Origin of the sequence: Microbacterium sp. NPDC089190, assembly GCF_040701795.1 — a bacterium.
Classification (GTDB): domain Bacteria; phylum Actinomycetota; class Actinomycetes; order Actinomycetales; family Microbacteriaceae; genus Microbacterium; species Microbacterium galbum.
Window position 1 is genome coordinate 257,671 of record NZ_JBFBHF010000004.1, and the last position, 15,450, is coordinate 273,120.

Consider the following 15,450-nt stretch of genomic DNA (forward strand, 5'->3'; position numbering starts at 1 on the left):
GTGGTGCGTCGACCCGCCGGGCACCTCACAGGACGGCAACGATCGCCGGAACGGATGCCGGGACGCCACGCGCGCGACGGCCGCGGTCCCCCTCCCCCTCGGCCCCGATGTCGGAGCGGGGGGATAGCCTGGAGCGATGAGCACGGGCAGCGCTGCGCCGCGAGTCGCACCGGCCCGAGGCACCTCGATCGACGACCTGCTCGCGCGCGTGCGCACCGGTCACCGGCCCGACGTCGACGAGACGGAGACCCTCCTCGGGGCCGATCTGGACGTCCTTCTCCCGGTGGCCGCGGCCCTACGCGACGAGGGTCTCGACCGGGCCGGCCGAGCGGGCGTCATCACGTATTCGCGCAAGGTGTTCGTGCCGCTCACGACGCTCTGTCGCGATCGGTGCCATTACTGCATCTTCGTCGACACCCCCGGCCAGCTCGCGCTGCTGCGCAAGCCCGCGTACATGACGCCCGAGCAGGTGCTCACGGTCGTGCGGCAAGGCCAGGCCCTCGGGTGCAAAGAGGCGCTGCTCACCCTGGGCGACCGCCCCGAGCAGCGCTGGCCCGAGGCCCGGGCGTGGCTCGACGAGCACGGCTTCGCCTCGACCATCGACTACGTCGTGCACATCGCCCGCCTCATCACCACCGAGACCGGGATGCTCGTGCACGCCAACCCGGGAGTCATGCACCCCGACGAGCTGGCCGTGCTTCGACCGGTCTCCCCGTCGATGGGCATGATGCTCGAGACCACCTCCCGGCGCCTGTTCGAGGAGCCCGGGCAGGTGCACTTCGGCTCGCCCGACAAAGACCCGGACCTGCGCCTGAAGGTCATCGACGACGCCGGGGCCGCCGGCATCCCGTTCACCACCGGCATCCTCGTCGGCATCGGTGAGACCGTCCGCGATCGCGCGGAGTCGCTGGTCGCCCTCCGCGAGAGCGCCGACCGCCACGACCACGTGCAGGAGGTGATCGTGCAGAACTTCCGCGCGAAGCCCCGCACCGCCATGCAGGGCGCCCCCGACGCCGACATGCGGGAGTACCTCGCGGCGGTCGCGGTCGCGCGGCTCGTGCTCGGGCCGGACATGCGCGTTCAGGTGCCGCCCAACCTCTCCGACCCGCGCGAGCTCGGGCTGCTCGTCGCCGCCGGCATCGACGACTGGGGCGGAGTGTCACCGCTCACCGCCGATCACGTGAACCCCGAACGGCCCTGGCCCCACATCGACGACCTGGCCGCCTCCACCGCGACCCACGGCTACACACTGCGCGAGCGTCTGACCGCGCATCCGGAGTTCGTGCGAGAAGCCGAGACCTGGATCGACCCGGCCCTGCGTGCGCCCGTCCGGGCCCTGGCGGATGCCGCGGGCCTGGCCGCCGACGTGACTCCCACGGCCCCCACGGCCTCCTCCGCCCGCCCCGTGCCCACGCTCCGCACCGGCGCCGTCTCTCGCGACCCCGGCGTGCGCCGCCTCGCCGAGCGGGCGGCATCCGCCCCTCTCGCGCTCGACGACGCCGACTGGACCCGCCTGCTGCACGCAACGGGCGGTGAGCTCGACGATCTGACCGCGGTCGCCGATGACGCCCGCCGCTACACCGTCGGCGAGCCGATCACGCTCGTGCGGAACCGCAACCTCACCTCGTCGGGGCTGCGCCGCGGCGGCCGCGCGGCACCGGGCGAGTTCGGCCTCGACGACGCCGCGGCCATCGCGGTGGATGCCGTCGACCTCGGTGCGACCGAGATCTGCATCCAGGGCGCACTGCCCGGCGACGAAGACCCCGCCGGGTACCTCGACCTCGTGCGGGCCGTGAAGGGCGCCGCCCCCGGCATCCACGTGCACGCCTACCGCCCCCTCGATGTGCGCGACCTCGCCGACCGAGGCGGTCTCGGCCTCGGCGGTGCCCTCGCCGCGATGCACGCCGCGGGGGTCGACACCGTGCCGGGGACGGGCGTGAAGGTGCTCAGCGAGCGCGTGCGCGGGCTCGTCGCCCCGGGCGATCTCGAGATCGACGCGTGGATCGAGACCATCACCGCCGCGCACCTCAGCGGTTTCCGGTCGACCTCGGTGCTCTTCTACGGGCACGTCGAGACGGCTGAGGAGCGCATCGCCCACCTGCGGCGCCTGCGCGAGATCCAGGACCGCACGCGCGGCTTCGCGGAGTTCGTGCCGATCCCCCTGCCCGGCGGCGACGTGCCGCTGGTGGCGGGGCGCGCGCCCGTCGACGAGCACCGGGCGATGGTCGCGGTGTCGCGGCTGCTGCTCTCGGGCAGCATCGCGCACGTGCAGATCCCGTGGACCCGCGTCGGCCGCGACACCGCTGCCGTGCTGCTGCGTTCCGGTGGCGACGACCTCGGCGGCACGCTCTACGACGGGCGGGTGCTGCCCGACACCGGGATCGAGCAGGGCCTCGAACTGCCCGTCCCCGCCGCCGAGCGCCTCGCGCGGAGCCTCATGCGGCCGTTCCGGCTGCGCACGACCGACTACCGCGTGACCGATGCCTCGGCGCCGTACGTCGTGACCAGCGGCGGCACGCGCTTCCCCCTCCCCGCCGACGCGAGCCGGACGCCCGATGAGACCCCCGCACCCGACGGAGCCCCCGCGTGAGAGTCGTCGACGTCGCGATCGTCGGCGCGGGCTTCGCCGGCCTCGCCATGGCCGGCGCTCTGCGGCGGGCCGGTCGCGACGACATCGTGCTGCTCGAACGCGCGTCCGACGTGGGCGGCACCTGGCGCGACAACACCTACCCCGGTGTCGCGTGCGATGTACCGGCCCATCTCTACAGCCTCGCCGCGCACCCGAACCCGGGATGGACCCGCACGTTCGCGGCGGGCGGTGAGATCCAGCGGTACCTTCGCGAGGTCGCCGAGCGCGAGAACCTCGGCGATCGCCTGCGACTGCGCACCCCCCTCCTCGGGGCGCGGTGGGATGCCGCCGACGCGGTCTGGCGGATCGACACCGGGGCCGAGCCCGTCGTCGCCCGCTCCCTGGTTCTCGCCTGCGGACGCCTGACCGAGCCGCACGTCCCCGCGATCGACGGACTCGAGTCGTTCGACGGTCCCCTGTTCCACTCGGCCCGGTGGGACCACGACGTCGACCTCACCGGAAAACGCGTCGCCGTCGTCGGCACCGGCGCGAGCGCCGTGCAGCTCGTCCCCGAACTCGCCCGCCGCGCCGCCCACGTCACGCTCTTCCAGCGCACCCCGGCGTGGATCGTGCCGCGCGGCGGCGACGAGATCCCGCTCGCCGAGCGCGAGCGTCTCGCCGCGCACCCCGGCGACCTCGCGCGCCTGCGGGCGGAGCTCTACGCCGAGGGCGAGCGGCGCTTCGCCTCCCGCTCGGGCGACGCCGTGGCATCCGCCGCCGCTCGGGAGGTCGCTCTCGCGCACCTGCACGCGCAGGTCGCCGACCCCGCGCTGCGCGAGGCTCTCACGCCCGACTACGCCTTCGGATGCAAGCGCGTCCTGCTGTCCGACGCGTTCTACCCCGCCGTCGCCTCGGATGCCGTGACCCTCGAGCCCACGGCGCTGGTGTCGGTCGAGGGCTCGGCGCTGACCGCCGCGAGCGGGACGCGCCACGACGCCGACGTGCTCGTGCTGGCGACCGGCTTCGCCTCGGCCCAGCAGCCCTACGCCGATCTCGTGCACGGCGAGGAGGGCACGCTCGCGGCGCACTGGTCCGACGGCATGACCTCGTTCGGCTCCACGGTGGTCACGGGCTTCCCCAACCTGTTCGTCTTGAACGGCCCCAACGCGAGCCTCGGCCACAACTCCGCGGTGCTCATGGCCGAGGAGCAGGCCGCCTACGTGGTGCGCGCTCTGTGCGAGCGCGACCGTCGCACCGATCGGGTGCTGCGAGTGCGCCCGGATGCCGAGGCGGCGTACACCGCCGAGATCGCCGAGGCCGCGGCATCCACCCCCTGGCTCACCGGCGGATGCCGCAACTGGTACGTCGACCACCGATCGGGGCGCCTGACACTGCTGTGGCCGGGTACGGTGCAGGCGTTCCACGAGAGACTGGCCGGCACCGACGGTTCCGAGTTCGTCGCGCCCGTGCGGGCGACCCTTCCCAGCGTCGACATCTAGAGGAGACAGCCATGACCATCCCCCTGCGTTTCGGTTACAAGGCCTCGAGCGAGCAGTTCGGCCCCAACGAGCTGCTCGAGTTCGGGGTGCTCGCGGAGAAGATGGGCTTCGACTCCGTCTTCCTCTCCGATCATCTGCAGCCCTGGATGCACGACGGCGGACACGCTCCCAACGCGCTGCCGTGGCTCGGCGCCCTCGGCGCCCGCACCGAGCGGGTGATCATCGGAACGAGCGTGCTCACCCCGACGTTCCGCTACCACCCCGGCGTCATCGCCCAGGTGTTCGCCACCCTCGGGGTCATGTACCCGGGGCGCGTGGTCCTGGGCGTGGGCACCGGCGAGGCGCTGAACGAGGTCACCCTCGGGCTCGACTGGCCCGAGCCGCCCGAGCGCTTCCAGCGTCTGAAAGAAGCCATCACGATCATCAACGAGCTCTGGGCGGGCGAGCGGGTCACCTACGAGGGCACCTACTACTCGGTGAAGGATGCCACCATCTACGACCGCCCCGCGCAGAAGGTGCCCATCTACATCGGCGCCTCCGGACCCGCCGCCACGCGGCTCGCCGGCCGGATCGCCGAGGGGTACATCACCACCAGCGGCAAGGATCCCGAGCTCTACACCGAGAAGCTGCTCCCCGCGCTCGACGACGGCCTCGCCAAGGCCGGTCGCACCCGCGCCGACGTCGACACGCTCATGGAGGTCAAGGTCTCGTACCACCCCGACCACGACACCGCGCTCGAGAAGACGCGCTTCTGGGCCCCGCTCGCCCTCACCGCCGACGAGAAGATGAGCGTGCACGACCCCCTCGAGATGCAGCGCCTCGCGAACGAGCTGCCGATCGAGCGCGTGGCATCCCGCTTCATCGTCTCCACCGACCCCGACGAGCACGTCGAGCGCATCGCACGCTACGTCGACCTCGGCTTCCGCCACCTCGTGTTCCACGACCCCGGACACGACCAGGAGGAGTTCCTGCGCATGTACGGCGAGGAGATCCTGCCCCGGCTGCGCAAGCGCTTCGGCTGAGGCCCGGGGCGCCGGTCGGGGCGACGGCAACGAGACCGCCCGCGTTCGCCGACATCACACGCGATTCGCGCGCCACCCGCATCGTCTCGCGAGACGGGGGTCATCCCGGTGGCGTCGGGCCGCGACCGCGATCCGCAGCACGGATCAGCGGAGCCGCGCTACCCCCACCCGCGGATGTCCGGGGTTCGACGCACAATGGATGCGATGAGCACTCCTGAGATCCGTGACGGCTGGACGATCGTGGTGCCGGTCAAGCCGGCCGCGATCGGCAAATCGCGCCTGACGGGCGTCTCCGATCGCGAGGCGCTCGCCCGCGCCCTCGCCCTCGACACGATCGCGGCCGCCGCAGCCACCCCGCGCGTCTCGCGAGTGGTCGTCGTCACCGACGACGTCGAGCTCTCGGCCCTCGTCGCGCAGTGGCCCGCCGTCGATGTCGTCGCCGAGGGAGACGTGCGCGGCCTCGACGCCGCGGTCGCGCTCGGCGCCGAGGAAGCCGGACGGGGCACTGCCCGCGCCGCCCTCCTCGGCGATGTGCCCGCGCTCACCCCGCACGACCTCGACGCCGCCCTCGAGCTCGCCGGCCGCGTGGAGCGGGGTCTGGTCCCGGATGCCGAGGGCACCGGCTCCACGCTCGTCACCGCCCGACCGAACGCGGTGTGGGTGTCGGCGTTCGGCGCCGACTCCGCCGCGCGCCACCGTCTGCTCGGCTGCGCCGACCTCGCGGTCCCCCGCGATTCGACGCTGCGCCGCGACGTCGACACGGCCGTACAACTCTCGCAGGCCGTCGCCCTCGGCGTGGGTCCGCGGACCGCGGCCGTACTGGCGTCCGCCGCGGCCTGAGTCGGGCGCGGCCCGACCCCGGCGCAGCCTCACCCGGGCGCACGGCCCGCCGCGGCCCGACCCGCCCCCGCAGGGCCCCCGCGGCCCTGCGCCTCGGCCGCCGCCACTCACCCGCGGATCCGCCGCGCAGCTCCTCTTCCGCGCTCACCACGGGGCGCGACCGGGCGGCTCAGGCCCCCAGCGCCGCCTCGGCGATCGCCGCCGACGCGACGTCGTCGCTCATCCACAGCGGCCGCACGACCGCGTGGATCCCCGCCGCCTCGACCTGGGCCGCCGACGCTGCGTCCTCCTCGGCGAGCACCCACGCGTCCAGCACCCCATCCGCCGACCGCGCGCCGTAGTGCCGCGCGACGGCCGCGGCCGAGGTCTCGACGCCGATCGCCGTCAGGCACACGTCGGCCATCCCGCGCACGACGCGGCCGCCGATGATGGGCGAGACCCCGACGACCCGCGCTGAGGTGGCGCGCAGGGCCTCCCGGATGCCGGGGACGGCGAGGATCGGACCGATCGACACGACCGGGTTCGACGGCGCCAGCAGCACCACGTCGGCCGCCGCGATGGCATCGGTCACTCCCGGGGCGGGCACGGCATCCGTGATCCCGGGGTTCTCGAACGCACGGGGGGTCAGCTGGGCGCGATGGCGCGTCCACCACTCCTGGAAGTGCAGGCGACGCCCGTCTTCGAGCAGCACGTGCGTGTCGACCTCGCTGTCGGTCATGGGCAACATCCGGATGCCGAGCGGCCAGCGCTGCGCCATCCGACCGAGCACCTGGGTCGGGGTGAGGCCCTCGCGCAGCCAGCCGGTGCGCGCGAGGTGGGTCCCGAGGTCGAGATCGCCGAGGGTGAACCAGGGCCAGCCGGCGCCCCACGCCTGCAGTTCCTCGTTGACGCGCTCGGTGTCGCCCGCGCGACCCCAGCCGCGCACGGTGTCGTTGACCCCGGCGAGGGCGTAGGTGATCGAGTCGACATCGGGTTGAAGTCGCACACCGGAGAGCCAGAGGTCGTCACCGGTGTTGACCACGACGGTGGCCTCGGGGGCGCCGAGCCGGTGCAGGGCAGCGCGCACGCCGAGCGTGAACTTCGACCCCCCGACTCCACCGGCGAGCACGACGACACGGGGTTGGGGAGGACGCATCCATCCAGTCTTCCACTTCGCTGTCCCGCGCCGAGACCGCGTGCCGAGGGGTGGCGTCAGGCGGAGCCGCGCGTCACTCGCAGCGCAGACTCGCGGTCACCGTCGCGGGATAGCGTGTCGCGTCGTCCGGGGACTCGACGATGCCGTCCTCGGGTTTCCACCCCTCCACGACCGCCGCCTCGCCGTCGCTGGAGGCCACCGACACGTTCTCACCGCCGACGGTGAGGTCGATGTCGTCGGATTCGAAGGAGACCAACACGCCGTCCGCGCCGACACCGACCGACCCGCGCGCCCCCTCGTCGACGTTCGTGCGGAACGAGAAGGTGCCCTGCGGCGTCACCTGCACCGCCGTCCCGCGCGCGCCGGTGTCGTCGCACTCGACCACATCGGGGGTCATCGTGACCGTCTGTTCGCCGTCGGGTCCGGTCCAGGTGACGGTGATGGTCGAGGGCGAGGCGGCCGGCGCGCAGCCGGCCAGAGCCAACCCCACCGCGACGACCGCGGCGGCGAGAAGACGACGCCGCATCACGCCCACGCTCCGGCTCGACGCCGATCGAAGTCGCCGAAGCGCCGAACGGCGCCGTGCGCCCGTTCCCCGGCCGTCGCGGCGGCGGCGCGCAGCACACGGACGGATTCGTCCCATTCGCGCATCGCCGTGGCGAAGGCGTCGCGCGCGTCGCCGTCCCACGAGGCCTGCAGACGCGCCGCTTCGTTCTCGAGCGTCGTCAGGTGCTCGTCGATCCGGTCGATCGCCTCGCGGACGATCGCGATCGAGCCCACCGCCGAGTCTTCGTCAAGATGCATCATCACGCTCCCCGCCGCGCATCGCGGCGCGCACCGATTCTGTCACGGCGGGATCTCTCAAAGCCGAGGGTGGCGCGAAGGCGGGCATCTCGAGCAGCGACCGCGGTCCAACGGATCCGTCGAGCACGGCGCGCAGCGCATGGGCGACCTCGCTGTCGGGATGCTCCTCGCGCAGGCGACGCTGCATCTCCGTGCGCAGTATGCCGAGAACGGGCGCCGTCCCCGGAACGGTCGCGAAATCGAGACCGCTGGAGGAAGCCGCCCGATCCGCTCGGAAGGCTTCGCTCACCTCGGCGGGAGTGGGCCGGCGCGCGTCGTCGCTCAATTCGTGACCTCCATGGCGGGGACGGGGAGCTCCGACGAGAAGTCCGAGAGGTCGGAGGAGAGGTTGCTGATGGACCCCAGGATATTGCCGAGGTCGTTGAGGAACTGCAACTGGTCGTTGACTTCGGCCACGAGGCGGCCCGCGTTGAGCAGCGCCACTCCCGCGGCCCCCCATCCCAGGATTCCGCCCACGACCGTCTCGATCGTCGCCGTTCCCAATCCGGCGGCGACCGCGGCGATGAGGATCGAGTCCAGCAGACCGTAGAGCGCACTGCTGACGGCCTCCGCCGTCCCCTCGACCCCGTCGGCATACGACGCGAAGGCGTCGCCCGCATCCTGGAATTCCTGCACGGCGTTGCCGAGCACCGCGGAGAGCCGGTCGAAGTAGTCCTGCGCGCTACTGGCGGCGTAGCCCTGCCAGGCGACCTTGATGAAGGATGCCGCACTGCCCAAGTGCCCCCGCATGTCGTCGATGAGCTGGCTGAGCCCTGTCAACGTGTCGGCGAAGGCCCGCAGGTCACCCCAGCGCCCTCCGAACTCGCGCATCACCGTCTCGGGGAGCGGCGTGGCACCCAGCCAGCCGAGGATCGTGTCGATCCACTCGACGGGACTCAGGAGATCTCCGGGCACGAGGTTCAGCGTCAGGTCGTTGAGGTGGTCGTAGGCCGGTCCGAAGTCGCAGAACCGTGCCGCGCCGCCCGCGGGCGGCCCCCAGACGGGCATGAGGTCGGTGCTGCGCCCGCCCGCCGAGTCCGAGACGACTTCGCTCGCCGACGACGAGTTCCCGTTGTACACGGACGGATCCGACGCATCGATGCGGGCGGCTTCTTCCGCATCGATCGAGCGTCCTTCGTCCGCCACCGACCGCAACTCGACCGCCACGCCCGTCAGGACGCTCGCGAGATGGTCGAACCAGTCGATGAGCGACGAACGCAGCTCCCGCGCGCGCTCGGCGGCGAACCGATAGGCCGGGTGATCCCCCGTGTCATCGAAGGGATGCGCCGCGAGGTACTGCTTCGCGCTCTGCGCCTGCGCGGCGTAGTCGTCGAACGGTATGGCCTGATGCTCCAACGCGTCGGGCGCCAGCCAGAAACTCGATGCGGTCATCCCCCACCCCCCGTTCGACCGTATCAAGCGGTCCCGACGGTGTCAGCGCCGGCGTCGACTACTGCGCGAGCAGCGTCGGATCCAGCGCTTCCGCCGCGGCCTTCGCCGCGACCGGCAGCGCCTCGAGCACGCGCTCGAGGGCGACGTCGTCGTGGGCGGCGGTGAGGAACCACGCCTCGAACACGCTCGGGGGAAGCGAGACACCGGCATCCAGCATCGCGTGGAAGAACGGGGCGTAGCGGTAGGACTGCTGCGTGAGCGCGGTGGCGTAGTCGCGCGGCACCTCGGGCAGGAAGGCGACGCCGAACAACGAGCCCGCGCGCGGCACGGTGTGCACCACTCCCTCGGCGGTCAGGGCGGCGTCGAGCGCGTCGGCGATCCGCGCGGCCGCGGCGTCGACGGCCGCGTACACCTCGGGCGTCGCCAGACGCAGCGTCGCCAGGCCCGCGGCCACCGACAGCGGGTTCCCCGACAGGGTTCCGGCCTGGTACACCGGGCCGAGGGGGGCGAGGTGGTCCATGACCTCGGCGCGGCCGGCGAGGGCGGCCAGCGGCATCCCGCCGCCGATGACCTTGCCGTAGGTGAGGATGTCGGGCAGGTAGCGCTCGCCCTGCGAAGCCTGCAGACCCCAGAAGCCGGCGGGGTGCACGCGGAATCCGGTGAGCACCTCGTCCATGATCAGCAGGGCGCCGTGGCTGTGCGCGATGTCGGCGAGGGCGGCGTTGAAGCCGGGCAGCGGTGGCACGACCCCCATGTTCGCCGAGGCCGCCTCGACGATGATCGCGGCGATGTTCTCGCCGTGCACCTCGAACACTTCGCGCACCGCGTCGAGGTCGTTGTAGGGCAGCACGAGAGTCTGCGCGGCGATCGGCGCGGGGACACCTGCCGATCCGGGGAGCGCGAGGGTGGCGACACCCGAGCCCGCCGCGGCGAGGAGCCCGTCGGAGTGCCCGTGGTAGTGCCCGGCGAACTTGATCAGCAGGTCGCGTCCGGTGACTCCGCGGGCGAGGCGGATCGCCGTCATCGTCGCCTCGGTGCCGGTCGAGACCAGGCGCACCTTCTCGATCGGCTTCAGATCTCCGACCTGGACGCGCTGGGCGACGAGGTCGGCCAGCTCCACCTCGGCACCCGTGGGCGCGCCGAACGACAGACCCCGGGATGCCGCGGACTGCACCGCGCCGACCACCTCGGGATGCGCGTGGCCGAGGAGCGCCGGGCCCCACGACGCGACCAGGTCGACGTACTCGCGACCCGCGGCATCCGTGATCCGCGGTCCCGACGCCGACTGCACGAACCGCGGCGTCCCGCCGACGGAGCCGTATGCGCGCACGGGCGAGTTGACGCCGCCGGGGATGACGTCCTTGGCGCGGGCGAACCACTGGTCGTTGAGATCGGTCATGGGTTGCTCATCCTCTCGATGTGCACAACGCAGGAAACTCGGGGGCGTGCCGGCGCCGCAGGGTGTGCAGAATCAATCTTTCCGGAGTTGTGCGCCGCGGGGTCGCGAACGGCGGTGGGAATCTCCTGCGTCGTGTCCGACGACGACCGCGACAGAAGCCGATCGTCGGGCAGGCGCCGCCCGGGCAGCCGCCGACTTACAGCTCTTCGCGGAGCCAGCGGGCGGCCTCGACCGCCCAGTACGTCAGGATCGCGTCGGCGCCGGCGCGACGGATGCCGAGGAGGCTCTCGAGGATCGCGCCGCGGCGGTCGATCCAGCCGTGGGCGGCGGCGGCCTCGACCATCGCGTACTCGCCCGAGACCTGGTACGCCCACACCGGCACGTCGACCGACGCCTTCACGTCGGCGAGCACGTCGAGGTACGGCAGCGCGGGCTTGACCATCACGACGTCGGCACCCTCTTCGACGTCGAGCAGCGCCTCACGCACGCCCTCACGGCCGTTGCCGGGGTCGAGCTGGTACGAGCGACGGTCGCCCTTCAGCTGCGAGTCGACGGCCTCGCGGAACGGACCGTAGAACGCGCCGGCGTACTTCGCGGAGTACGCGAGGATCAGCGTGTCGGTGAAGCCCTCGGCATCCAGCGCTTCGCGCACCGCGCCGACCTGGCCGTCCATCATCCCCGACAGTCCCAGCATCGCCGAGCCCGCGCGGGCCTGCGCCAGACCCATCGCCGTGTAGCGGTCGAGGGTCGCGTCGTTGTCGACCGCGCCGTCGGAGCGGAGCACGCCGCAGTGACCGTGGTCCGTGAACTCGTCGAGGCAGAGGTCGGTCTGCACGACCACCGCGTCGCCGACCTCGGCCACGACGGCCTCGGTCGCGCGGTTCAGGATGCCGTTCGGGTCGTCGGCCCCGGAACCCACGGCGTCGCGCACCTCGGGAACGCCGAAGAGCATCACTCCGCCGATGCGCTGCTCGGCGGCCTCGGCGACCGCGCGGCGGAGCGAGTCCATCGAGTGCTGCACGATCCCGGGCATCGACCCGATCGGACTCGGTTCGGTGATGCCCTCGCGCACGAACATCGGCAGCACGAGCTGCGACGGCACGAGATGCGTCTCGCGGGCGAGACGACGGACGGCGGGGGTGCGGCGCAGACGCCGCGGGCGGTGCTCGGGGAAGCTCATGACGTCGATTCGTCGGGGGTGAGGGGGAAGCGGGCGACCGCCTCGATGAGGGAGTCGACGGTCTGCCGCTCGGCCACGACGTCGACGCTGAGTCCGGCGCGCTTGGCGTCTTTGGCCGTGCGGGGTCCGATCGCCGCGATGACCGTGGACGCTGGGATCTCGGGGAACTGCTCGACCACCTGTTCCGCCACCGAACCACTGGTGACGAGGATGGCGTTGATGCGGCCCGACTGGACGTCGCCGGCGATCTTCTCGGTCACGGGAACGCCGACCGTGCGGTACGCCACGACGCTGCGCACGTCGTGCCCGGCCTCGATCAGCAGGCGCGTGAGGACCGGCTTGGCGATCTCGCTGCGCAGGGTCAGGACCTTGCGCGGCTCGGTCTCGATCTCGATCATCTGCTCGGCCATGCCCTGGGCCGAGTTGTCGCGCTCGGGCACGAGGTCGACGCGGTAGCCGACGGCCTGCATCGCCGCCGCGGTGGTCTCGCCGACCACGGCGACCTTCGTCTCGGCGGGGATGACGGCCTTGTAGGCGTAGAGGACGTCGACCGTGGTCGCGCTGGTGAGCGTGAGCCAGTCGAAGGCGCCCGCCGCGAGGTCGGCGAGCGCCTCGTCGAGGGTCGCCTGATCGTTGGTGGGCGCGAAGTTGATCAACGGCGCGATGACCGGAACGGCTCCGAGCTGGCGCAGGCTGGCGGCGACGCCGTCGCCCCACGGACCCCCGCGCGGCACGAGCACGCGACGACCGGACAGAGGTTTGGGCACGCCGCCCGTCGAGGGGTTCGGCGTGTTCCAGTGGCCTTCATTCATGTGGTCGACTCTCGTGGTACCAGGTCGGCCGCCCCACGTTCGAGCAACCGACGCGCGGCTTCTCGGCCCGCTCGCGCCGCTCGCGCGATCGGTCCCCCGTCGTCGGCAGCATCCGCTCCATTGCCACTGCCCGTTTCCCCACCATACCCCGGGGCGAGGCGCACGGTCCGGTCGATACCGATCCGTTGCGAGCCGTCGAGGGCGTAGACCACGGCGCGCAGTCGCAGGTCGCCCCCGGCCAGCGACGCGTGCGTGCCGACCGGCGCGCTGCACCCGGCGTCGAGGGCGTTCAGCACCACGCGTTCCGCCGTGATCGCGACGCGGGTGTCCTCGTCGTCGAGCTCGGCGAGGGCGGCGTGCACCTCCGGGTCGATGTCGCTGCGGGTCTCGATCGCGAGCGAGCCCTGGCCGGGCGCGGTGGGCCATTCCGCGAGGCCGAGCGCCTCGGCCTGCAGCCCCCCCAGGTCGCCGCCGAGACGCGAGATGCCCGCCGCGGCGAGGATCACGGCATCCAGCTCTCCGTCGCGCACGCGCGCGAGGCGGGAGTCGACGTTGCCGCGGATGTCGTGGATGTCGAGCCGCGGGTTGTGCCGCAACGCCTGCGCGATGCGGCGGGGCGAGCCCGTTCCGACCCGCGATCCCGGCGCGAGCGAGCCGAGGGGGGTGCCGTCGCGCGTCACGACGACGTCGCGGGCGTCCTCCCTCGGCGGCGTCGCGGCGATGACGAGGCCCTCGGGCTGCACGGTCGGCAGGTCTTTCAGCGAGTGGACGAGGAAGTCGCAGCGGTCGGCGGCGAGCGCCTCGCGCAGCCCGTTCGCGAACACGCCGCGCCCGCCGAGCTGCGACAGCGAGGCGCGGTTCACGTCGCCCTCCGACACGATCGGCACGAGTTCGACCGCCCGACCGGAGGCCGCGGCCACGGCGTCGGCGACCATCTGCGACTGCGCCATCGCGAGGGTGCTGCGACGCGTTCCGAGCCGCAGAGGCGCGCTCACTGGAGGATCTCGGGAATCTCGTCGAGCGTCACGAGACGACCGGTGTAGAACGGAACTTCCTCGCGCACGTGACGACGGGCCTCGGTGTAGCGGAGGTCGCGCATCATGTCGACGAGGTCGGTCAGCACGTCCGCCTCCATGGGCAGGAGCCACTCGTAGTCGCCGAGGGCGAAGGATGCCACGGTGTTGGCGATGACGCCCTTGTAGGCGCTGCCCTTCTTGCCGTGCTCGATGAGCATCTCGCGACGCTCCTGCTCGGGCAGCAGGTACCACTCGTAGCTGCGCACGAACGGGTACAGGCAGAGCCACTGCTGCGCCTCGATACCGCGGAGGAATCCGGGGACGTGCGAGCGGTTGAACTCCGCGTCGCGGTGCACGCCCATCGCGTTCCAGGTGGGCAGCAGGTTCTTCAGCAGCTCGGTGCGACGAAGGCGCCGCAGGTCGCGCTGCAGCGCCTGCGGGTCTTCGCCGTGCAGCCAGACCATGAGGTCGGCGTCGGCGCGCAGACCGCTGACGTCGTAGAAGCCGCGGACGGTGACGCCGTCGGCCTCGATCAGCGAGACGAGGTCGGCGAGCTCGGTGGACTCGGCGGCGGTCACCGGATTCTCGGGGTCGCGGCGGAAGACCGCCCACAGCGTGTACACGGAGGAGGAGCTGTCGTGGGACATGGCTCCTAGTCTCGTCTCGCCCGGGCGGCGGGCCAAACCCGTTGACTCGCCGACGAAGCACCCCCGCCCGCCCGAGGCCGTTGGTATCGTTCGCTGACGGCGTCGGGGGACGCCCGTCGGAGGGGTGCCCGATGTGGCTCTACGACCTGCCCATGTCCGTGGGTCTGCCGTTGTTCATCGTGCTGGTGGTGGGCGGATCGTGCGTGATCCTGCTCATCCTGCGCAAATGGGTGTTCCGCGTCGCCCCGCAGGGCGAGGAATGGGACCGGGTCCTCAGCTACGCGGTCGGCGCCTACGGCGTCTTCTACGGCGTGACCCTCGCCCTCATCGCCGCGGCCGCCTACGGCAACTTCACCGAGGTCGACGGCGTCGTGCTGCAGGAGTCGTCGTCGCTGGCATCCCTCTACCGCACCGCGGCTCTGCTGCCCGATCCGCAGGGCGACGAACTGCAGAACCAGATCGTGCAGTACACCCGCAACGTGATCGACCTCGACTGGCCGATGCAGCGGCGACTGGAGATCCCCGCCGAGACGGATGCCAACATCTCGGCCATGCAGCAGGCGATCGGCCAGGTGCAGCCGACGACGGCGGCCGAGACCCTGTACGTGCAGCAGTCGCTGGATCAGTTCCAGCTGCTCGTGGAGAACCGCCGCGACCGCATCGCCCTGACCCACCTGGCCCTGCCGAGCGTCCTGTGGATCGTGCTGAGCGTGGGCGCCGTGCTGAACGCCATCCTCATCGCCCTCATCGAGGTGCGCAACCTCCGCGTGCACCTGCTGATGTCGAGCCTGCTGGCCCTCTTCGTGGCGCTGCTGCTGTACGCCATCGCCGGCTTCGACCACGCCTACGCGGGTCCGATCGCGGTGACGCCGGAGTACTTCGAAGACCTGCTGAGCGGCCTGTTCCTGAACGAGCCGTGAGCCTGTCCCCGGCGAAGCCCGGGCCCGCCGGAGGACCCTCAGCCCGTCAGCCCGCGACAGGCCCCTGCGCCCGTCGAAGGGTCCGGACCCGCCCGGCCACCGGTGGTTTCGACGGGCTCGGCCAGCTCCGTCCGGTACACGCCGAAGCGGCCCGACCCCGGCGAGGGACGGGCCGC

15 protein-coding genes are annotated in these 15,450 nt (G+C 72.3%); 5 read left to right on the forward strand and 10 right to left on the reverse strand.

Annotated features, from left to right (window positions below):
* Positions 1-136: 136 nt before the first annotated feature.
* The 4 genes from cofG to cofC all read left to right on the forward strand — a co-directional run bounded on the left by cofG (position 137) and on the right by cofC (position 5,930).
* The gene (gene cofG / locus AB0230_RS14595) at positions 137-2,590 is read left to right on the forward strand and encodes a 7,8-didemethyl-8-hydroxy-5-deazariboflavin synthase CofG (RefSeq protein WP_366376498.1); all 2,454 of its coding nucleotides are present in this window, start codon (positions 137-139) and stop codon (positions 2,588-2,590) included.
* Positions 2,587-4,068: an NAD(P)/FAD-dependent oxidoreductase gene (locus tag AB0230_RS14600; protein WP_363388842.1), complete on the forward strand. Its 1,482-nt coding sequence runs from the start codon at positions 2,587-2,589 to the stop codon at positions 4,066-4,068. The genes cofG and AB0230_RS14600 overlap by 4 nt, the downstream gene beginning before the upstream one ends.
* An 11-nt stretch (positions 4,069-4,079) precedes the next feature.
* The gene (gene fgd, locus AB0230_RS14605; RefSeq protein WP_366376500.1) at positions 4,080-5,090 is read left to right on the forward strand and encodes a glucose-6-phosphate dehydrogenase (coenzyme-F420); all 1,011 of its coding nucleotides are present in this window, start codon (positions 4,080-4,082) and stop codon (positions 5,088-5,090) included.
* 204 nt (positions 5,091-5,294) lie between these two features.
* On the forward strand, positions 5,295-5,930 hold the full coding sequence (cofC, locus tag AB0230_RS14610) for a 2-phospho-L-lactate guanylyltransferase (RefSeq protein ID WP_315994330.1): 636 nt from the start codon (positions 5,295-5,297) through the stop codon (positions 5,928-5,930).
* A gap of 169 nt (positions 5,931-6,099) precedes the next feature.
* On the opposite strand, the gene cofD is transcribed toward cofC, so the two are convergent.
* From cofD to hemQ, 10 genes are all read right to left on the reverse strand, one after another.
* Positions 6,100-7,065 (reverse strand): 2-phospho-L-lactate transferase, encoded by a 966-nt coding sequence (gene cofD / locus AB0230_RS14615; RefSeq protein ID WP_366376502.1) that lies wholly within the window; start codon positions 7,063-7,065, stop codon positions 6,100-6,102.
* 73 nt (positions 7,066-7,138) lie between these two features.
* Positions 7,139-7,591, reverse strand: coding sequence for a hypothetical protein (locus AB0230_RS14620; RefSeq protein ID WP_363388831.1), 453 nt, complete (start codon positions 7,589-7,591; stop codon positions 7,139-7,141).
* Entirely contained in the window at positions 7,591-7,869 is a 279-nt protein-coding gene (locus AB0230_RS14625; RefSeq protein WP_366376504.1) for a WXG100 family type VII secretion target, read from the reverse strand. Before AB0230_RS14625 ends, AB0230_RS14620 begins: the two co-directional genes overlap by 1 nt.
* Entirely contained in the window at positions 7,859-8,194 is a 336-nt protein-coding gene (locus AB0230_RS14630) for a hypothetical protein (protein WP_366376506.1), read from the reverse strand. The genes AB0230_RS14625 and AB0230_RS14630 overlap by 11 nt, the downstream gene beginning before the upstream one ends.
* On the reverse strand, positions 8,191-9,300 hold the full coding sequence (locus tag AB0230_RS14635; protein WP_315994325.1) for a hypothetical protein: 1,110 nt from the start codon (positions 9,298-9,300) through the stop codon (positions 8,191-8,193). The genes AB0230_RS14630 and AB0230_RS14635 overlap by 4 nt, the downstream gene beginning before the upstream one ends.
* A gap of 58 nt (positions 9,301-9,358) precedes the next feature.
* Positions 9,359-10,699: a glutamate-1-semialdehyde 2,1-aminomutase gene (gene hemL, locus AB0230_RS14640; protein WP_315994324.1), complete on the reverse strand. Its 1,341-nt coding sequence runs from the start codon at positions 10,697-10,699 to the stop codon at positions 9,359-9,361.
* A 196-nt stretch (positions 10,700-10,895) separates the two neighbouring features.
* Complete coding sequence (gene hemB, locus AB0230_RS14645; protein ID WP_315994323.1) at positions 10,896-11,879, reverse strand: porphobilinogen synthase; 984 nt, start codon at positions 11,877-11,879, stop codon at positions 10,896-10,898.
* The gene (locus tag AB0230_RS14650) at positions 11,876-12,691 is read right to left on the reverse strand and encodes a uroporphyrinogen-III synthase (RefSeq protein WP_315994322.1); all 816 of its coding nucleotides are present in this window, start codon (positions 12,689-12,691) and stop codon (positions 11,876-11,878) included. Before AB0230_RS14650 ends, hemB begins: the two co-directional genes overlap by 4 nt.
* Positions 12,688-13,686: a hydroxymethylbilane synthase gene (hemC, locus tag AB0230_RS14655; RefSeq protein WP_315994321.1), complete on the reverse strand. Its 999-nt coding sequence runs from the start codon at positions 13,684-13,686 to the stop codon at positions 12,688-12,690. The genes AB0230_RS14650 and hemC overlap by 4 nt, the downstream gene beginning before the upstream one ends.
* Complete coding sequence (gene hemQ / locus AB0230_RS14660) at positions 13,683-14,354, reverse strand: hydrogen peroxide-dependent heme synthase (RefSeq protein ID WP_315994320.1); 672 nt, start codon at positions 14,352-14,354, stop codon at positions 13,683-13,685. The genes hemC and hemQ overlap by 4 nt, the downstream gene beginning before the upstream one ends.
* A gap of 131 nt (positions 14,355-14,485) precedes the next feature.
* Here hemQ and AB0230_RS14665 point away from each other — a divergent pair, with 131 nt between their 5' ends.
* Positions 14,486-15,274 carry a DUF4239 domain-containing protein gene (locus tag AB0230_RS14665; RefSeq protein WP_315994319.1) on the forward strand — a complete coding sequence of 263 codons (789 nt, stop codon included), beginning with the start codon at positions 14,486-14,488 and terminating at the stop codon, positions 15,272-15,274.
* The last annotated feature ends 176 nt before the right edge of the window (positions 15,275-15,450 follow it).

Coding starts and splice junctions, on each gene's coding strand:
- cofG (WP_366376498.1), top strand. CDS start 137: ATGAGCACGGGCAGCGCTGCGCCGCGAGTCGCACCGGCCCGAGGCACC.
- fgd (WP_366376500.1), top strand. CDS start 4,080: ATGACCATCCCCCTGCGTTTCGGTTACAAGGCCTCGAGCGAGCAGTTC.
- cofC (WP_315994330.1), top strand. CDS start 5,295: ATGAGCACTCCTGAGATCCGTGACGGCTGGACGATCGTGGTGCCGGTC.
- cofD (WP_366376502.1), bottom strand. CDS start 7,065: ATGCGTCCTCCCCAACCCCGTGTCGTCGTGCTCGCCGGTGGAGTCGGG.
- AB0230_RS14620 (WP_363388831.1), bottom strand. CDS start 7,591: ATGCGGCGTCGTCTTCTCGCCGCCGCGGTCGTCGCGGTGGGGTTGGCT.
- AB0230_RS14625 (WP_366376504.1), bottom strand. CDS start 7,869: ATGCATCTTGACGAAGACTCGGCGGTGGGCTCGATCGCGATCGTCCGC.
- AB0230_RS14635 (WP_315994325.1), bottom strand. CDS start 9,300: ATGACCGCATCGAGTTTCTGGCTGGCGCCCGACGCGTTGGAGCATCAG.
- hemL (WP_315994324.1), bottom strand. CDS start 10,699: ATGACCGATCTCAACGACCAGTGGTTCGCCCGCGCCAAGGACGTCATC.
- hemB (WP_315994323.1), bottom strand. CDS start 11,879: ATGAGCTTCCCCGAGCACCGCCCGCGGCGTCTGCGCCGCACCCCCGCC.
- AB0230_RS14650 (WP_315994322.1), bottom strand. CDS start 12,691: ATGAATGAAGGCCACTGGAACACGCCGAACCCCTCGACGGGCGGCGTG.
- hemQ (WP_315994320.1), bottom strand. CDS start 14,354: ATGTCCCACGACAGCTCCTCCTCCGTGTACACGCTGTGGGCGGTCTTC.
- AB0230_RS14665 (WP_315994319.1), top strand. CDS start 14,486: ATGTGGCTCTACGACCTGCCCATGTCCGTGGGTCTGCCGTTGTTCATC.